Genomic DNA, 15,200 nt, shown 5'->3' with positions numbered 1-15,200 from the left:
CGGGGTTTATCACAAACTTGCTGTTAGGTTTAATTGCTTATTGCTGGTTTCCCTATAAACCCACCATCAAAAACATGCCTCAGCAGAGACAGGTAGCCACATTGTAAATAGTATCAATGAGTTACAATGTGGCTTATCCCGAACTGGGGTTAAGTAATCATTTATTTAAAACTGAAAACCCACCTAACAATATGCTAGGTGGGTTTTTAGTTTTGGACATCACAATCTGAGAGTATGATTGTTATGTCTTAGTTTTTGATATAAATATTAACGGCTAATATCAGCTTTTAGTACTTACTTCTAGTATTTACTTTCTGCCGCAATTTTACGATCAACGGATGACATTTTATATTCATCACCAAAGGCGTCTTCTGGTTCTGCCAACCAGAAATAACAGACAACCCATGCAATCAGCGCGCCGACTGCAATGATATAAAAGAACTGATTGGGCTCTACAAAGGTATAAATAAATAAGTAGAATACCGCACCAACGTTACCATAAGCGCCTGCCATGCCTGATATTTGACCGGTCAAACGACGCTTAATCGAGGGGATAATCCCAAAGGTCGCGCCTTCTGCCCCTTGTACAAACACTGAGCACAGAATGGTAAAGACCACGGCGATAAATAGCGGCCATTCGGCATTAAGCATACCCATCAGCGCAAAACCAATACCAATACCGAACATATAAATCAGCATCACCAAACGACGATTACCGACTTTATCGGAGATATAACCGCCAAGTGGCCGCGCCCATAAGTTGACAAAGGCAAAGGTAGAGGCAATCAAACCAGCCGCAGTCGGATCAAGTTTCCAAGTCGCAGCAAAGAACATCGGTAGCATAGAAACCACCGCTAGCTCTGCGCCAAAGTTGGCAAAATAGCTGACATTCAGCGCCGCCACCGATTTAAACGGGTATTTATCATCTTCTGGAATACCGGCTTTAAGCATGGGCACATTGACGCTAATAGCCTTATAAATCTGATAAATGACCATCAATACAATCACGCTATAAGCAATGATAGCGCCCGTCGCACTTAAAAATCCCATCGCTTGGGTGCGATACACCAGCAACCCCAATACGCCGTATAAAGGAACGATAAATAAGCAATATAACCACAAGTCTTTCCAAGTCGACACTTCTAACGCGCCAGCTTTACGGGATTTTTTATGCGTACCAACTTCTGGTCCATCGGTGATTAAAAACCAATAAGCCACGCCGTATAGCGCCATTAATAGACCAGATAGTGCAATTGCCCAGCGCCAACCATCATCGCCGCCAAAGAATTGTAAGGCAACGGTTGGAATGGTAATCGCCGCTGCCGCTGAACCAAAGTTTCCCCAGCCAGCATAAAAGCCTTCAGCAAAGCCAATATCTTTTGGTTTAAACCATAACGCCGTCATATGAATACCGACGACGAAGCCTGCACCGACGATAGACATAAACAAGCGCGAGACGAATAGTTGCATGGCAGAGTCGCCAAATGCGAAAAACCACGTCGGTATAGCCATCACTACCATTAAGATAGAAAACACGCGACGCGGACCAAAGCGGTCCAATGCCATGCCAACGATGACGCGCCCCGGAATCGTCAACGCGACGTTGGCAATTAAAAATAATTTGATGTGATCAGGGGTTAAATAGCTTTCCGTCTGTAGCATCGAGGTTGCTAGCGGTGCCATATTAAACCAGACATAAAAGGTGAGAAAAAAAGCAATCCACGTATAGTGAAGCGCCCTTATCTCACGGCGTTCAACCTCGAGTAATTCTTTTGCATGCATGATAATGTCCCCATTATAAATTCTGATGCCGGTAATGGGCACAAGATAGCAATAAAGGGGGCGTCATAACTATTGAGCGAAAGCAGTATAGGGTCTACTTTCTATACTACTTAATGGGGAGTAGGTAGGCATTTTCGGGCGTTATATTTTTATTAATAATCAAACTCATACAAGGCTGGTAAAGCCTTTTAAAAAGTGCTATTTTATATTAATGATAATTATTCTCAATTGAATATTAACCTTTAAGGCAGATTGAGATAAAAATCTACAGCAAGCAAACTAGCCAAGGAGTTATCATGAGTGCCACTACAAATAATACGAATACTAAAAATACCACTAGCACCACCAATCCCAATCCCGTCATTCCAAGCCATTGGAAAATAAAACGTTCAACACACTTCTTCACCAAAGATAAAGTGCCTAACGCCTTGTTAACCCATCACAATACGGCGGAAGGCGTCTACGGACAAATTTGTGTCATGCAAGGTACGGTGACCTTTTATGGCTTTGCTGATGAAGCGGCCACTGAACCAGAAAAGACAGTGGTTATTAACGCTGGGCAGTTTGCGGTCAGCCCGCCTCAATATTGGCATCGTGTAGAATTAAGTGACGATGCCCAGTTTAATATCAACTTTTGGACAGAAGGTGATAGCGGTAATAAATCACTGTTTAATAGCTCGAAAATCCATAGTAAACCTATCGAGAAGTTATTTGATAAACCAGAGGAATCTTAACCAGATAAAGTGATTGTGCTATACAGTTATGGTGCTATGACAAGCGCTTTTGTCATGGCACAATCATGCTAAATGTTGCTAAGATGATTATTTACCTATTCATCTATTTATTTACCTATCTATCTATGGGAACTAAGCATGTCAGCTTCTAGCAATCAACCTGCCCATAAAAACACGAGCAGCGATACCCATATTGAATCGCAAAATTACCGAGTAATGATTGAATCGCTTGCGGCTACCAAGACATGGTTATTTGTTCCTGCAACGCGGATAGATCGGGTAGCAAAAGCCTTTGCTAGCGGGGCAGGTGTGGTGATTGTTGATTTAGAAGATGCGGTGGCACAAGTAGATAAAGCCCAAGCTCGCGTAGCATTAAAAGCATATTATGATGCTGAGCATGACGCTAAAAGCTATCGTCCGATTTGGCTACGTATTAATCAAGCGAGCAGTGCGGAATTTGTTAAAGATTTAGCGCTATGTCAGCAATTGCCTAAGCTAGCAGGTGTTCTGTTAGCAAAAGCTGAACAGCCAGCAGATATCGAAAGGGTGTATCAAGAAACGAGACTGCCCGTGATTGCGTTGATAGAAAATGCCATGGGCTTATACCGTATTGAGGAGATGGCAAAAGCTTCAGGGCTGCTTACCTTTAGCTATGGTTTTTTAGATTTATGCAATGATTTACAAGTGCAAGTGGGCACAGCGTCAGCGGATATTATTGCCAATCAAATTCGTTATCAGCTTATCCTGACCTCAAAAGTCCATCAATTGCTCGCGCCGATTGATAGTGTGTATGCAGATTTTAATGATAATGAAGGGCTGCATCATCGTGTGCAACTATGGTCGCAGATGGGCATGTCCGGCATGCTTTGTATCCATCCTAAGCAAGTTGACGTCGTCAAGCAGTCACTGCAACCAACGGTTAGCGAGCTTGAGTTTGCGCAGCGCGTGGTCACAGAATATGAGCGCAGCGGGCAGGCAGTCTTTAAAGTTGACGGTAATATGGTTGATGCGCCGGTGATTGAGCGTAGTTATCAGGTGTTATCAAGCGCTAAATAATTAGCACGATATTGGTTTTAGAGTAATTTAACCACGTACCAGATAGTTCAATGCTATCTGGTTTTTTTATGCCTATTCATTATGCATAATCCATTAACTGGCTTTGATATTCGCCCCAATGTTTTGGAAATTTATGGCGAGGTTAATGGGTTGTTTTATAAAGAATGAGCGGTACAGTTTATTATGATAATAAGAATAAATAGAAATAACTCTTAACATTCATATTAAATGAATGTTATTATATTTCCAGTTTGATGCTAGATGTAAATATCCATCAAATACTTTTAGCCATCGAAGCGATAAAGTCTATCAATTGGTCAGTGAGGTAATCTTAAATTTAAGCTATTAACCTTTACTCTTACCTAAATATCAAAACTAAGACTAAGACTAAGGCTAAGGCAGTAGGCTTAATATTTGCAGAACTATTAATCAGAGCTATCAATAGACTTATCGCGCGGGCAACATTATTTTTTTCATTTTTGGAATCATGACGCTTATAAACATTCATTTTAAATGAATGTTTAAGTGTTCAAATTATTTATCTAGCCAGTAGGAGCAAGATATGGGCGAGTACAAGAAGTATTGGTGGGGCTTAATCGCCGTCCTCGTGGTTACCTTTACCTTTTTAGGTTGGGGCGGCGTGGAAGTGTATCGTACCGCACCTCCTATCCCTGATCAGTATATTGATAGCAATGGGAAGGTTTTAATCACAGAAGAAGATATTTTGGATGGTCAATCTGCTTGGCAGCGTACTGGTGGCCAGCAGCTTGGCTCAGTGCTCGGGCACGGTGCCTATCAAGCACCCGACTGGACTGCAGATTGGTTACATAGAGAGCTTGTCGCTTGGTTGGACATCAGAGCACAGGAGTTATATGGGCATGATTTCGCCGCCACCACAGACGATCAAAAAGCGGTGCTCAATGCGCAGTTGAAAAAAGAATACCGTGGTAGCAATACCAATGATAAAAATCAAGTGGTGTTGTCCGATACGCGTATCGCTGCCATCAATGAAGTGGCGCCTTATTATATTGGCTTGTATGGTAATGAGCCGTCCTTGCAAAAGTCGCGTGAAAACTTTGCCATGAAAAACAATACCTTGGCAGATATTGAAGACAGACAAAAACTGACCAACTTTTTCTTTTGGACCACTTGGATGGCGTCTACCGAACGTCCGGGTACCAATGCCACTTATACTAATAACTGGCCGCATGAGCCGCTGATTGATAACGTCCCAACCTCAGAAAATATCATGTGGTCTATCGCCAGTGTGGTGTTCTTAATTGCTGGGGTGGGTTTCCTTATTTGGGGTTGGTCATTTTTACGTAAAGAAGAAGACGTTAAGGAAATCACACCAAACGCTGATCCATTAACCAAAATAGCGTTAACGCCGTCGCAAAAAGCCTTGGCGAAATACGGTGTTTTAGTCATGGGGCTGTTTGTCTTTCAGGTATTTATCGGCGGTTTTGTCGCGCATTATACCGTTGAAGGGCAAGAGTTTTATGGTATTGCCGTCGCCGATTACTTCCCGTATTCACTAGTGCGTACGTGGCATATTCAGGCCGCATTGTTTTGGATTGCTACCGCTTTCTTGATGGCAGGCTTGTACTTAACACCGCTTATCAATGGCGGTAAAGATCCTAAGTATCAAAAATTGGGCGTTGATATACTTTGGGTGGCGTTAATTATCGTCGTCGTTGGCTCATTTATTAGCCAATACTTTGCTATTGCTGGTATTATGCCTGCGAAATATAACTTCTGGTTTGGTCATCAAGGCTATGAATTTATTGATCTTGGTCGCTTCTGGCAGATTTTAAAATGGGTTGGTATATTGTTCTGGTTGGTATTAATGACCCGCGGTTGCTTACCGGCATTTAAACAACCGGGCGATAAAAACTTACTCGCGATATTCTTTGCATCAGTTGTTTGCGTTGGTTTATTTTATGGTGCTGGCTTGTTCTACGGCGAGCGTACACATTTAACCATCATGGAATACTGGCGCTGGTGGGTGGTACATTTATGGGTAGAAGGCTTCTTTGAAGTATTTGCCACCGTATCATTGGCTTTTATTTTTTATAACTTAGGCTTGGTTAATAAAAAAATCGCCACTGGTTCTGCCATCGCTTCTGCGGCGCTATTTATGCTCGGCGGTGTACCCGGTACCTTCCACCATTTATACTTCTCAGGCACAACCACGCCAGTCATGGCAATCGGCGCCTCATTTAGTGCCTTAGAAGTGGTACCTTTAGTGGTACTAGGTTACGAAGGGTATGAGCATTGGTCTATGCAGCGTCAAGCGCCCTGGATGGATAAGCTCAAATGGCCTATCATGTGTTTCGTTGCTGTCGCGTTTTGGAATATGTTGGGAGCAGGCGTGTTCGGCTTTATGATTAACCCGCCTGTGTCACTGTTCTATTTACAAGGGTTAAATACCACAGCCGTTCACTCACATGCCGCTCTATTTGGGGTCTATGGGTTCTTAGCAATCGGCTTTGTCTTACTGGTCATGCGTTATATTCGCCCAGATTATGTGTTTAGTGAAAATCTTATCAAAACCGGTTTTTGGGCATTAAATGCAGGCTTGGTATTGATGATTGTCACCAGTTTATTACCGATTGGTATTTTCCAAGCGCACGCATCAATGACCGAAGGTCTATGGTACGCTCGTAGTGAAGGCTTCTTACAACAAGATTTCTTGCAGACACTGCGTTGGATTCGTACCTTTGGTGACGTGGTCTTGATCACTGGTGCCGTTTGTGTGGCATTGCAGGTGGTTAAGTTTGCCTTTGCAAAACCATCACATTCAAACTACCAACCTGAAAACCCAGTGAACGATTAATATCTAAATTATTAACAACGCTAAAAATAACAAAGCTCTGCAATGGCAGGGCTTTTTTAGGGCTTAAATAAAGGTCTTTTCTAATAAAAAACGGTTAATAAAAAGCGGTTAATGAAAAGGCAGTTTAAGTTCAGATTCTTTGCTTTTTTTATTATGCTAGCGCAGTTGCGATATTCCTGAATTTTCTGCCATCAATCATAGAATAATGTGAGCGCTATTCCTATGCTAAGCTGGCAAGATGACAAAATTGTCATCTTAGCGTCATCTGCTTGTCAGACTGATGTTGTTATACTTTTTATTTAATATTTTAATGCTAGAGCTTTATTGCTCTAACTATTACTACAACTATCAACGCCATGCATTTCTAAAAATACCTGCCATTTTTATCATTAACGAGACATTTACTATGGTTATCCTTGCCACTAAATTTAGTCGTCAATCTAAATCGCGCCAGCTAAAACCTAATCAGCTCGTAAAGACAGCCCTACGCGGCAGCTTTATAGTATTAGCGGCGTCGACGCTTTTTGCCTGTAATCAAGCAGATATTAAGGCAGATACTAATGCTGATAGCAGTGCCGCTGATACGAACTCGGCGCAAACCCAAGTTTCGCTGAATAATACGTCGGCGGATAATTTAGAAAACCCTAACCAGTCTGCTACGATAAATGCTAAAGCTCAACATTCTGATTTACTCAAAAACGTCTCAGTGACCGTCTATAAAGATGTCAATTGTGGCTGCTGTAAAGACTGGATAGAGCATGCGCAAAATCATGGCCTTACAGCGACAAGCCAGCATCCAAAAGACTTGTCATTATTCAAAGACCGTTATGGCGTGCCGACAGAGATGCGCTCGTGCCATACTGCGGTGACAACCGACGGTTATGTATTTGAGGGGCATGTACCAGCTAAATATGTCGCTCAGTTTTTAGCCAATCCACCGGCACAAGCAATCGGGCTTGCTGTTCCTGGTATGCCAGTCGGCAGTCCGGGTATGGAATATCAAGGTCAATTTGCACCTTATCAAATTATGCAAATAAACAAAGATGGTACAAACCAAGTATATGTAGATATTGAATCTGCTGAGCAGCAGTTATAAGCTCATACAATATGAAACTCATAAAAGAAGCTAGTAAAAGAAGAAGTACCTTTTACAATAGGTTGACTTTTAAATAGCCTAAGCCATATAAAGGCAGTCATAACAACAATCATAACGACCTGAGTCGTGTAGAGGGAGACTGCTTTATGAATCATTCAGAACAAGAAAAAATGAACCTATATGTGAAATTCTCACTGATGATTCTAACGTAACGGCGTTTAGCACATTCGTTTAATAGTTTTTTATTGGTAAATCTTAACTGATTTACCATTTTTTATTGTCTACTTACATAAAGGATATACCATGAAAATCACTCATCATTCACGTCTTGTTGTTCTCACTGCTAGTATCAGTGCGGCATTGCTGCTTAGTGCCTGTCAGCCTACCAATGACAAAGTTGAAACTGCCCCTGCTACAGAAGAGACAGCGGTCGTTAATGATACTGATAATGTTAACGATACTGCAGCCGCCACAGATCCACATGCCGGTCACGATATGTCAGCGGGCACGATGGCAGGTGCTAAACATATGACGCCGATGCATCAAGCATACAATGACTCTATGGTAAAGATGCATGACGAGATGATGGTTGGGATGGAGTATAACGATCCAGATGCCGCCTTTGCCAAAGGGATGCTAGGTCATCACATTGGCGCCGTTGATATGGCAGAGATTCAGCTGAAATATGGTACTGATAAAGAGATGCGCCAGCTGGCACAAGACATCATCGATGCTCAACAAGCTGAAATTGAGCAAATGCAGGCGTGGCTAGCCAGTTATCCCGATGCAGCTGAGGCCACACCCGATACCAAAGCCATGCAACAAGCCTATGCCGATGGTATGGATGCTATGCATGATGAGATGATGGCGGGTATTGCTGATCCTAATCCTGATATGGCATTTGCACGTGGTATGTTGCCGCATCATGTCGGCGCGGTTGATATGGCAAAAGTGCAGCTGAAATATGGCAAAGATGCCGAAATGCGTAAGCTAGCGCAAGCTGTTATAGATGCTCAGCAGTCTGAGATTGAGCAAATGCAAAACTGGATTGCCAAACAAAATAGTTAGAAGTTTGGTGTAAAAAGTAGCTAGAAGTTTGCCATAATATACTTTATGTAATTAAATTTAAATAGAAAACCCAGCTAAGAGATTCTTAGCTGGGTTTGTTTTTTAGCTTATTATTAAGTTATTAATTAGTTATTAAGCTTTCGATTTGTTATGCTTTTAGACGTTTTTACCATGCTGTTTTTGCTGAATATCTTTTGCCAAGTTATAGCATTCATTGATATGGTCGGTGGCGATTTTTTTGAAAATCATATAACCCATGGTTGCCGCAACCATTTGTCCGCCAAGTGGGATAAATTTGGTCACTTGCTTGGCTGCGATACGACCACCAAAGCCTTGGACGGTCTTTTTCACGATACCACGTGTTGCCATTAAGCCTGCAAAGTCAACGGTACGGTCTTTTAGCGCCGCCCAATGAATGGCGCGTGACTCTAAATCAATGGCAGACTGACGACCTTCAATCAGACCAAAACGTTCGCTAATCTCAGGTAACAGCATGGTTAGCATGCTGGCATCAACTGCCACGTCAAAAAATGGTACTGGAACGATGGCAACACCCGCTGACAGCTTGGCGCGTTTTTTGACCAATTTTTCGCAGTCTTTTTTAACTTTTTCAAGATCTAAATTTGGATCGATGGTATTAGGCAGTTTTTCAGCAAGCGGAGTGGTTTTCATAAAGCGTCCTTAAAATGTTTAAAAAACAGAAAATGGTTAATATATTAAAAGAAAAAATTGCAAAATGATAAGTATCTTATGATTTTCTAATAAGTCATCTTAGATGTTTACCATTTTATGGATTTATACGCCCCATACAATCATTGCTTTGTAGCAAAATGCAGAAAATTACAGTCACTCTGCACCGTTTTTGTAAATAAGTAACGGCTAAGAAAGAAGGGATTTAGAAATGCGCCATATATAACCCTTGTTTGGCATAGAGTAAATTTAATACACACAAAATACAGCGGCGCTTGAATATGTTTTCTGCCGCCTCTGTCTGCTGTAGGCACAGCAAGCAAAAAAAACCTATTCAAGCCGCGCTTAATGATTTAGTAGATTCATTTTATTTAAAGTTGACGATAAAATACATGGAATATAAATTACGCCATCAGACCCACCAACGCAATCGCTAAACCTAAACGACAGTGCTAAAAATTCCCATTGTGGCTATCTGCCAAAGCCAGTAGAATACCAACATGCTAAATTTAACCCCCCGTTATAACAGCACTCGCATCGACGAGTTGCCCGCCGCGTTGCAACCACTTGCCGCCCAATCATTTACCCTTGCTAGGCTTTATGCTGGTCGCGGTATCACTGCGCCTGATGAGCTTGAAACAGGACTGTCTGGTTTACTGCCAGCCGAAATGCTGCATGGCGTCACGGAAGCGGTGCGTCTATTAGATGTTGCTATCGATGAAGGGCAGCGTATTTTAATTGTCGGTGATTTTGATTGCGATGGAGCAACCAGTACCGCCTTGATGATGCGCGCGCTGACAAAGATGGGCGCAGTCGTTGATTTTTTAGTACCTGACCGTTTTAAGTATGGCTATGGTCTGACGCCAGAGATTGTCGAGTTAGGTATCAAGACTTATAAGCCCGACATGATTGTGACGGTGGATAATGGTATCTCAAGCCACGACGGTGTGGCGCGGGCGCAGGCTGATGGTATCACTGTCATTATTACTGACCATCACCTGACCACCAAAGAGACACCGCCTGCCGAAGCGGTGGTCAATCCCAATCAGCTCGGCTGTCACTTTAACAGTAAGGCACTGGTCGGTGTCGGCGTGGCGTTTTATGTGCTTGGACGCTTGGCAAAATTACGCCGTGAAGCAGGCAAGTCAAGCGTACAAGTGAGCCAGTATTTAGATTTGGTCGCGCTTGGGACGATTGCCGATGTGGGCGTACTTGATAAAAACAATCGCATTTTAGTCCATCATGGGTTAAATGCCATTCGTCAAGGGCGCTGCTCGCTTGGCATATTGGCATTGCTTGAACAAGCAGGTCGTGACCCTAAGCAATTACAGGCGCAGGACTTTGGTTTTGTTTTAGGTCCGCGTATCAATGCCGCTGGGCGTATGGATAATATGCGCATCGGTATCGAGTGCTTATTGACCGATGATTGGAGCACCGCACAGCGTTTGGCGCAAGAGCTCGAACAGCTTAACCGTACCCGCCGTCATGTCGAAGGCGAGATGCGCGCGCAAGCGGATAGCATTGTACAAGCGTTAGCTGCTACTGATTCTAATGCTAATGTGAATACTGGTGATATTAATAATAGGGCTGACGAGAGCGATGAAAATCTTATCCAGCCTAAAACTGAGAAACAGGCGGCTGATAATCAAAATCGCAGTATTATTTTATATCAAGACGATTGGCATCAAGGGGTTATCGGTATTGTCGCTGGACGTTTAAAAGAAAGCCATTATCTGCCCAGTATCGTTTTTGCGCCAGCAGACACAGAGCGCACGGGTGGTGATGATGCCATCAAAGGCTCGGCGCGCTCTATCGCAGGCGTGCATATTCGTGATGCGATTGAGCAAGTAGCCGAACGTTATCCTGATTTAATCAGCCACTTTGGCGGTCATGCCATGGCCGCAGGTTTAACCATCAAACGTCGTAATTTTGATGGCTTTGTGACTGCATTTAACGAAGTGATGGCGCAGATGGATGATGAGGTATTTGCCGAGCAGAAATTTACCGATGGACCATTGCAAGCGGCTGACTTTAGCTTATGGTTTGCGGAGCACTTAGCCAATGCCAGCATTTGGGGTCATGGCTTTGCGCCGCCGATATTTGACGGTGTATTTGAGGTATTAAGCTTTAAAGTATTAAAAGACAAACATCTTAAATTGTCGCTACGTTATCCCGATGTGCAATATCCGATTGAGGCAATCCAATTCAATTTTGATAGTAGTGCTTGGGATTACCGCGCCGAAAAAGTGCATTTATTATTTCAGCTAGACATTAACGAGTGGAACGGCAAACAAAGCTTGCAGTTGATGGTTAAAGATTTGGCGCTGGTAAAAGAAACAGTAGAGGAAAGCTAGTAGTTGCTAGGCTTGAATGCTTTAATATTTCCATTCAATGGTTGGAAATTGCCAGTCATAACGAATGGCAAGCATGCGCAAGGTAAAAATCGTCGCCATTGCCGAGATATCAGCAATCCAAGCGCTCACGCCAAGATTGTGCAGTGCAAAGTAGAGGATACCGCCCGTTAAAGCGGCGGTAATATAAATCTCTTGCTGTAGCACCAGCGGAATCTCATTACAAATCATATCGCGGATGATACCGCCGACAATAATGGTAATCACCCCCAGTAATAATGCCACCGGCACATTGGCGCCCATACTATCAGCAACCTTGATGCCGATTAAGGTAAAGGCTGATAGCCCAATGGTATCGGAGAGCTTGAGGAATTTATCAACACGTCTAGAGTTGGGATGAAAGAATATCTGCATCACCAGCGAAGAGATAGTAATAACCGTCAGGTAACTCATGTCTACCATCCAAAACAGCGGATGACGATCCAAAATCACATCGCGCACCGTACCGCCGCCGATGGCAGTCACAATCGATACCAGTAAGCAGCCAAAGACATCGAAATTCTTATGCTTGGCCAATATCGTGCCTGAAATACTACAAGCGACAATCCCAATCATATCAAACAGATAAATCAGCGAGCGCGGGTTAAAAGTAGTAATCAATTCAGAATCTAAAGCAATGGTGAGCATGCGTTTTTCTCATTAAAGCCTTGCTATTAAAGCCCTGCTATTAAAGCATGGATATTAAAACAGTGCTATTTTTTCGGCCATGATGATAAGCGGCTAAACGACTAATTCGTTAATCGACCAAGCGAATAGAAGGCAGATGCCAATCGAATTTAAGCGCCAGCATACGCACAGCAAAGATGATAAATAACATCATAAACTCATTGGTAACCGCGTCAACGCCCCAGTAATCAAGCGCCAGATACGTTACAGACCCTGCAATACTGGCAGTGATATAAATCTCACGCTGTAGCAGCAGAGGTATCTCATTACAGATAATATCACGTAATAAGCCACCAATAATCGCCGTCCAAACCCCCATCATAACCGCAATAACCGGCGACACATCTTGCGCCAAAGCCACTTTAAAACCAATCACACTAAAAGCCGCCAGCCCAATCGCATCAAAGAACTTAAGCGCTTTATCAATCTTATGATACAAATGAAAGAAAATTTGTAGAATAAGCGAGGTAACGGTAATGACGATGACATAGTTGAGGTCAGTCATCCAAAATAGCGGATGGCGATCGAGCGCCATATCACGTAATGTACCGCCGCCAATGGCATTGACCATAGAAACCAAAATACAGCCAGCAATATCAAAGCCTTTATGCTGCGCCAGCAAAGTGCCCGCAATGGCACAAGCAATGACGCCCACCATATCTAATAAATACAGCAGAATGTCAGGAAAAATAAAGTTACTTATCATGATTTATTTGAGCCTCAACCGTCTTTTGCAAACAATATAAGCCCTAGCATAATTAGCCCAATACCGACCAATCCCAATGCTGAGGGTAGCGTGTTATTCAACAATAGTATACCGCCAATTAAAGCAAAGATTACCTCGCTGGCTTGGGTCGAGTCAACGCCTGCCACCTCACTTGAGGTTACCGCTTGTTCACGTGCATAAAGAAATATGCTCGTCGCTGCCACTCCAGCCAACAGTGCGACTAGCAAGGTGTTAAAAATTTGTGTGGTTGCCGGTGGCTCGGGATGTATAAGTACGCCTAAAATTACCCAGAACGGCAAGCTACCGAGGGTCATGAGCCAGATTTTGTTAAAGGCATTTTGTAGGAGTGTCGTCTCGATAGCAGGAATACGGGCAATGAGGTTTTGTAAGGTAGAGGCGGGTTTAGCTTCTACGGTAGGATTTGTATTTAACGTCATGCTATTATCTGCTGCACTATTTAGGGCAGCAGATAAATCGTAAGCTTCTGAGATAAGCGCTTGGTTAGCATCGACGTTATGATTTTTATTGTTATGAAGTTTACTATCGGCTTCTCGCGCTGGTTGCAGCTTCTCGCTGTGTTTACGAGAATTGTGTTTGCGCGAGTTGTGGGAGACTTGCCAGACCAGCTGATTGCCGATTGGGTAACTGAAGGCAGCGATTAGTGCAGGTAGGGCACCGTAAAGTAGCATTTCTGCCATCGGCGCGCTATCAATATCGGCGAGGGCAGAGGCGCGTAAGCCTTCGCTGACATTGACCAATACCACCCCGATAAAAACCAAAAAGGCATAAATGATAAATTTCTTGTCAAACCTTTGTCCAAATGCCATTAATACAATAAGGCTTGTTACCACGGTAAACATAAAGGTAGCGGCAACGACCCAGCCTGCGACGTGGTCGCCCGCATAGCAAATGCCTGTATAAAATAACCCAAAGCCAATACTGCCGGTAAGGCACCAAAAACCCCAATGCTGACGAAAAATGGTCGTTAGCTCTTTGATGCGAGCAAAACCATGTTGCAGGATTATAATGGCGGTAATAATCAGCCACATAAAAATATAGCGTAGGCTTGCTGACCAAAACCAATGACCACCGGCATTACTCATCAGCTCATTTAAAATAAATGTCGAGCTAAAGAACGCCCCCGCCAATAAGCCCAATAAAATCAGTTTGACCATTCATGCGTCCTTGCAGTCGGCTCGTTAGCTATTTAGAGTGTATTTATCTTTAGGTTGCTGATTTATCTTATTTATTTTGACTGTCATTTTGCATGACTTATGCAGATATTAGACGGTTATTTACCTTTGGCATCGGCCCAAATAATCTTATGTAATTGCAATTGAAAACGTACCGGTAAGGCATCTGCCAGCATCCATTCAGCCAGCTCACGTGCCAGTACGGGCACCTCAGGGCTGCTTATTGCTTTACTATCGGCTACATCGTCTGCAACATTAAACATCGGTGAAAACCAAACCGTACCAACCAATTTATCGAGCTGATGCTCAAGTAGTTTTTCTTTCGCCCACTCATAATCAGCGCGGTTCATAATGACAAATTTGATTTGGTCGTGCGCCGTAAGATAGTCAAGATTTGACCAAAGATTCTTATCGACTTCACCTGAGCTTGGCGTTTTCAGGTCCATCACTTTACTGACTGCGGGCGGCACATTTTCGACCGTCAGCGCCCCTGCGGTTTCAAGTGAAATCTCATAACCCTCATTTAACAAACGCTGCATTAATTCAATGGCATTTGGCTGCGCTAATGGCTCGCCACCAGTCAAGCAGATACGTTTACACGGATAGCTTTTTATGGTCGTGATAATGGCTTCTAATGATTGGCGTTCGCCGCCACTAAAGGCGTATTCGGTATCACAATAGACGCAGCGCAGCGGGCAGCCGGTCAAGCGCACAAATATCGTCGGCAAGCCTGAGGTCAACGCTTCACCTTGCAGCGAATAAAAAATTTCGGTCAAACGTAACCCTGCTTCAGGGTCGGTGACAGGAATCAATGATGTGCGTAAAGATAACTCACTCATAATATTTTCAAATACGGTTAGAGATTGATAATGCCGTGAGCATTTATCAAATAAAAAAGGTTTAATAATCTGTCTAACGCTCGGAGTTTCAGTGTCCAAACG

12 protein-coding genes and 1 pseudogene are annotated in these 15,200 nt (G+C 43.2%); 7 read left to right on the top strand and 6 right to left on the bottom strand.

What is annotated here, in order from left to right; translation table 11 throughout:
• A pseudogene (locus tag B3Q63_RS07710) lies at nucleotides 1–107 on the top strand (IS982 family transposase); the annotation flags it as partial.
• A 193-nt stretch (nucleotides 108–300) separates the two neighbouring features.
• Here B3Q63_RS07710 and B3Q63_RS07705 read toward each other — a convergent pair.
• Nucleotides 301–1,782, bottom strand: a complete 1,482-nt coding sequence (locus B3Q63_RS07705) for an MFS transporter (protein WP_296175484.1) — start codon at nucleotides 1,780–1,782, stop codon at nucleotides 301–303.
• 296 nt (nucleotides 1,783–2,078) lie between these two features.
• Between B3Q63_RS07705 and B3Q63_RS07700 the strand changes: the two genes are divergently transcribed.
• From B3Q63_RS07700 to copM, 5 genes are all read left to right on the top strand, one after another.
• Nucleotides 2,079–2,516 (top strand): DUF1971 domain-containing protein, encoded by a 438-nt coding sequence (locus B3Q63_RS07700; protein ID WP_296175483.1) that lies wholly within the window; start codon nucleotides 2,079–2,081, stop codon nucleotides 2,514–2,516.
• A gap of 138 nt (nucleotides 2,517–2,654) precedes the next feature.
• Nucleotides 2,655–3,572: an HpcH/HpaI aldolase/citrate lyase family protein gene (locus B3Q63_RS07695; RefSeq protein WP_296175480.1), complete on the top strand. Its 918-nt coding sequence runs from the start codon at nucleotides 2,655–2,657 to the stop codon at nucleotides 3,570–3,572.
• Between the two features lie 562 nt (nucleotides 3,573–4,134).
• Nucleotides 4,135–6,408 carry a nitric-oxide reductase large subunit gene (locus tag B3Q63_RS07690; protein ID WP_281490125.1) on the top strand — a complete coding sequence of 758 codons (2,274 nt, stop codon included), beginning with the start codon at nucleotides 4,135–4,137 and terminating at the stop codon, nucleotides 6,406–6,408.
• A gap of 406 nt (nucleotides 6,409–6,814) precedes the next feature.
• Nucleotides 6,815–7,504, top strand: coding sequence for a DUF411 domain-containing protein (locus B3Q63_RS07685; protein WP_296175473.1), 690 nt, complete (start codon nucleotides 6,815–6,817; stop codon nucleotides 7,502–7,504).
• 303 nt (nucleotides 7,505–7,807) lie between these two features.
• Nucleotides 7,808–8,572 (top strand): CopM family metallochaperone, encoded by a 765-nt coding sequence (copM, locus tag B3Q63_RS07680; RefSeq protein ID WP_296175470.1) that lies wholly within the window; start codon nucleotides 7,808–7,810, stop codon nucleotides 8,570–8,572.
• Nucleotides 8,573–8,728: 156 nt separating this feature from the next.
• Here copM and B3Q63_RS07675 read toward each other — a convergent pair whose 3' ends face one another.
• On the bottom strand, nucleotides 8,729–9,244 hold the full coding sequence (locus B3Q63_RS07675) for a hypothetical protein (RefSeq protein WP_201562808.1): 516 nt from the start codon (nucleotides 9,242–9,244) through the stop codon (nucleotides 8,729–8,731).
• Between the two features lie 518 nt (nucleotides 9,245–9,762).
• Here B3Q63_RS07675 and recJ point away from each other — a divergent pair.
• Nucleotides 9,763–11,616, top strand: a complete 1,854-nt coding sequence (gene recJ, locus B3Q63_RS07670; RefSeq protein ID WP_201624892.1) for a single-stranded-DNA-specific exonuclease RecJ — start codon at nucleotides 9,763–9,765, stop codon at nucleotides 11,614–11,616.
• Nucleotides 11,617–11,637: 21 nt separating this feature from the next.
• On the opposite strand, the gene B3Q63_RS07665 is transcribed toward recJ, so the two are convergent.
• The 4 genes from B3Q63_RS07665 to queE all read right to left on the bottom strand — a co-directional run bounded on the left by B3Q63_RS07665 (nucleotide 11,638) and on the right by queE (nucleotide 15,098).
• Nucleotides 11,638–12,300: a trimeric intracellular cation channel family protein gene (locus B3Q63_RS07665; RefSeq protein ID WP_296175468.1), complete on the bottom strand. Its 663-nt coding sequence runs from the start codon at nucleotides 12,298–12,300 to the stop codon at nucleotides 11,638–11,640.
• Nucleotides 12,301–12,409: 109 nt separating this feature from the next.
• Nucleotides 12,410–13,045, bottom strand: coding sequence for a trimeric intracellular cation channel family protein (locus tag B3Q63_RS07660; protein ID WP_201618801.1), 636 nt, complete (start codon nucleotides 13,043–13,045; stop codon nucleotides 12,410–12,412).
• A 14-nt stretch (nucleotides 13,046–13,059) separates the two neighbouring features.
• Nucleotides 13,060–14,241, bottom strand: coding sequence for a multidrug resistance efflux transporter family protein (locus B3Q63_RS07655; RefSeq protein ID WP_296175461.1), 1,182 nt, complete (start codon nucleotides 14,239–14,241; stop codon nucleotides 13,060–13,062).
• A 116-nt stretch (nucleotides 14,242–14,357) separates the two neighbouring features.
• Nucleotides 14,358–15,098: a 7-carboxy-7-deazaguanine synthase QueE gene (gene queE, locus B3Q63_RS07650; protein WP_201628860.1), complete on the bottom strand. Its 741-nt coding sequence runs from the start codon at nucleotides 15,096–15,098 to the stop codon at nucleotides 14,358–14,360.
• Nucleotides 15,099–15,200 lie beyond the last annotated feature (102 nt).

It is taken from the genome of Psychrobacter sp. UBA2769 (assembly GCF_002352555.1).
In the GTDB taxonomy this organism is placed as follows: domain Bacteria; phylum Pseudomonadota; class Gammaproteobacteria; order Pseudomonadales; family Moraxellaceae; genus Psychrobacter; species Psychrobacter maritimus.
This window is presented reverse-complemented; position numbering and strand designations above follow the sequence as displayed.

Bases quoted from the DNA above. Each gene is read 5' to 3' on its own strand.
- B3Q63_RS07705 (WP_296175484.1), bottom strand. From the start codon at position 1,782: ATGCATGCAAAAGAATTACTCGAGGTTGAACGCCGTGAGATAAGGGCG.
- B3Q63_RS07700 (WP_296175483.1), top strand. From the start codon at position 2,079: ATGAGTGCCACTACAAATAATACGAATACTAAAAATACCACTAGCACC.
- B3Q63_RS07695 (WP_296175480.1), top strand. From the start codon at position 2,655: ATGTCAGCTTCTAGCAATCAACCTGCCCATAAAAACACGAGCAGCGAT.
- B3Q63_RS07690 (WP_281490125.1), top strand. From the start codon at position 4,135: ATGGGCGAGTACAAGAAGTATTGGTGGGGCTTAATCGCCGTCCTCGTG.
- B3Q63_RS07685 (WP_296175473.1), top strand. From the start codon at position 6,815: ATGGTTATCCTTGCCACTAAATTTAGTCGTCAATCTAAATCGCGCCAG.
- copM (WP_296175470.1), top strand. From the start codon at position 7,808: ATGAAAATCACTCATCATTCACGTCTTGTTGTTCTCACTGCTAGTATC.
- B3Q63_RS07675 (WP_201562808.1), bottom strand. From the start codon at position 9,244: ATGAAAACCACTCCGCTTGCTGAAAAACTGCCTAATACCATCGATCCA.
- recJ (WP_201624892.1), top strand. From the start codon at position 9,763: ATGCTAAATTTAACCCCCCGTTATAACAGCACTCGCATCGACGAGTTG.
- B3Q63_RS07665 (WP_296175468.1), bottom strand. From the start codon at position 12,300: ATGCTCACCATTGCTTTAGATTCTGAATTGATTACTACTTTTAACCCG.
- B3Q63_RS07660 (WP_201618801.1), bottom strand. From the start codon at position 13,045: ATGATAAGTAACTTTATTTTTCCTGACATTCTGCTGTATTTATTAGAT.
- B3Q63_RS07655 (WP_296175461.1), bottom strand. From the start codon at position 14,241: ATGGTCAAACTGATTTTATTGGGCTTATTGGCGGGGGCGTTCTTTAGC.
- queE (WP_201628860.1), bottom strand. From the start codon at position 15,098: ATGAGTGAGTTATCTTTACGCACATCATTGATTCCTGTCACCGACCCT.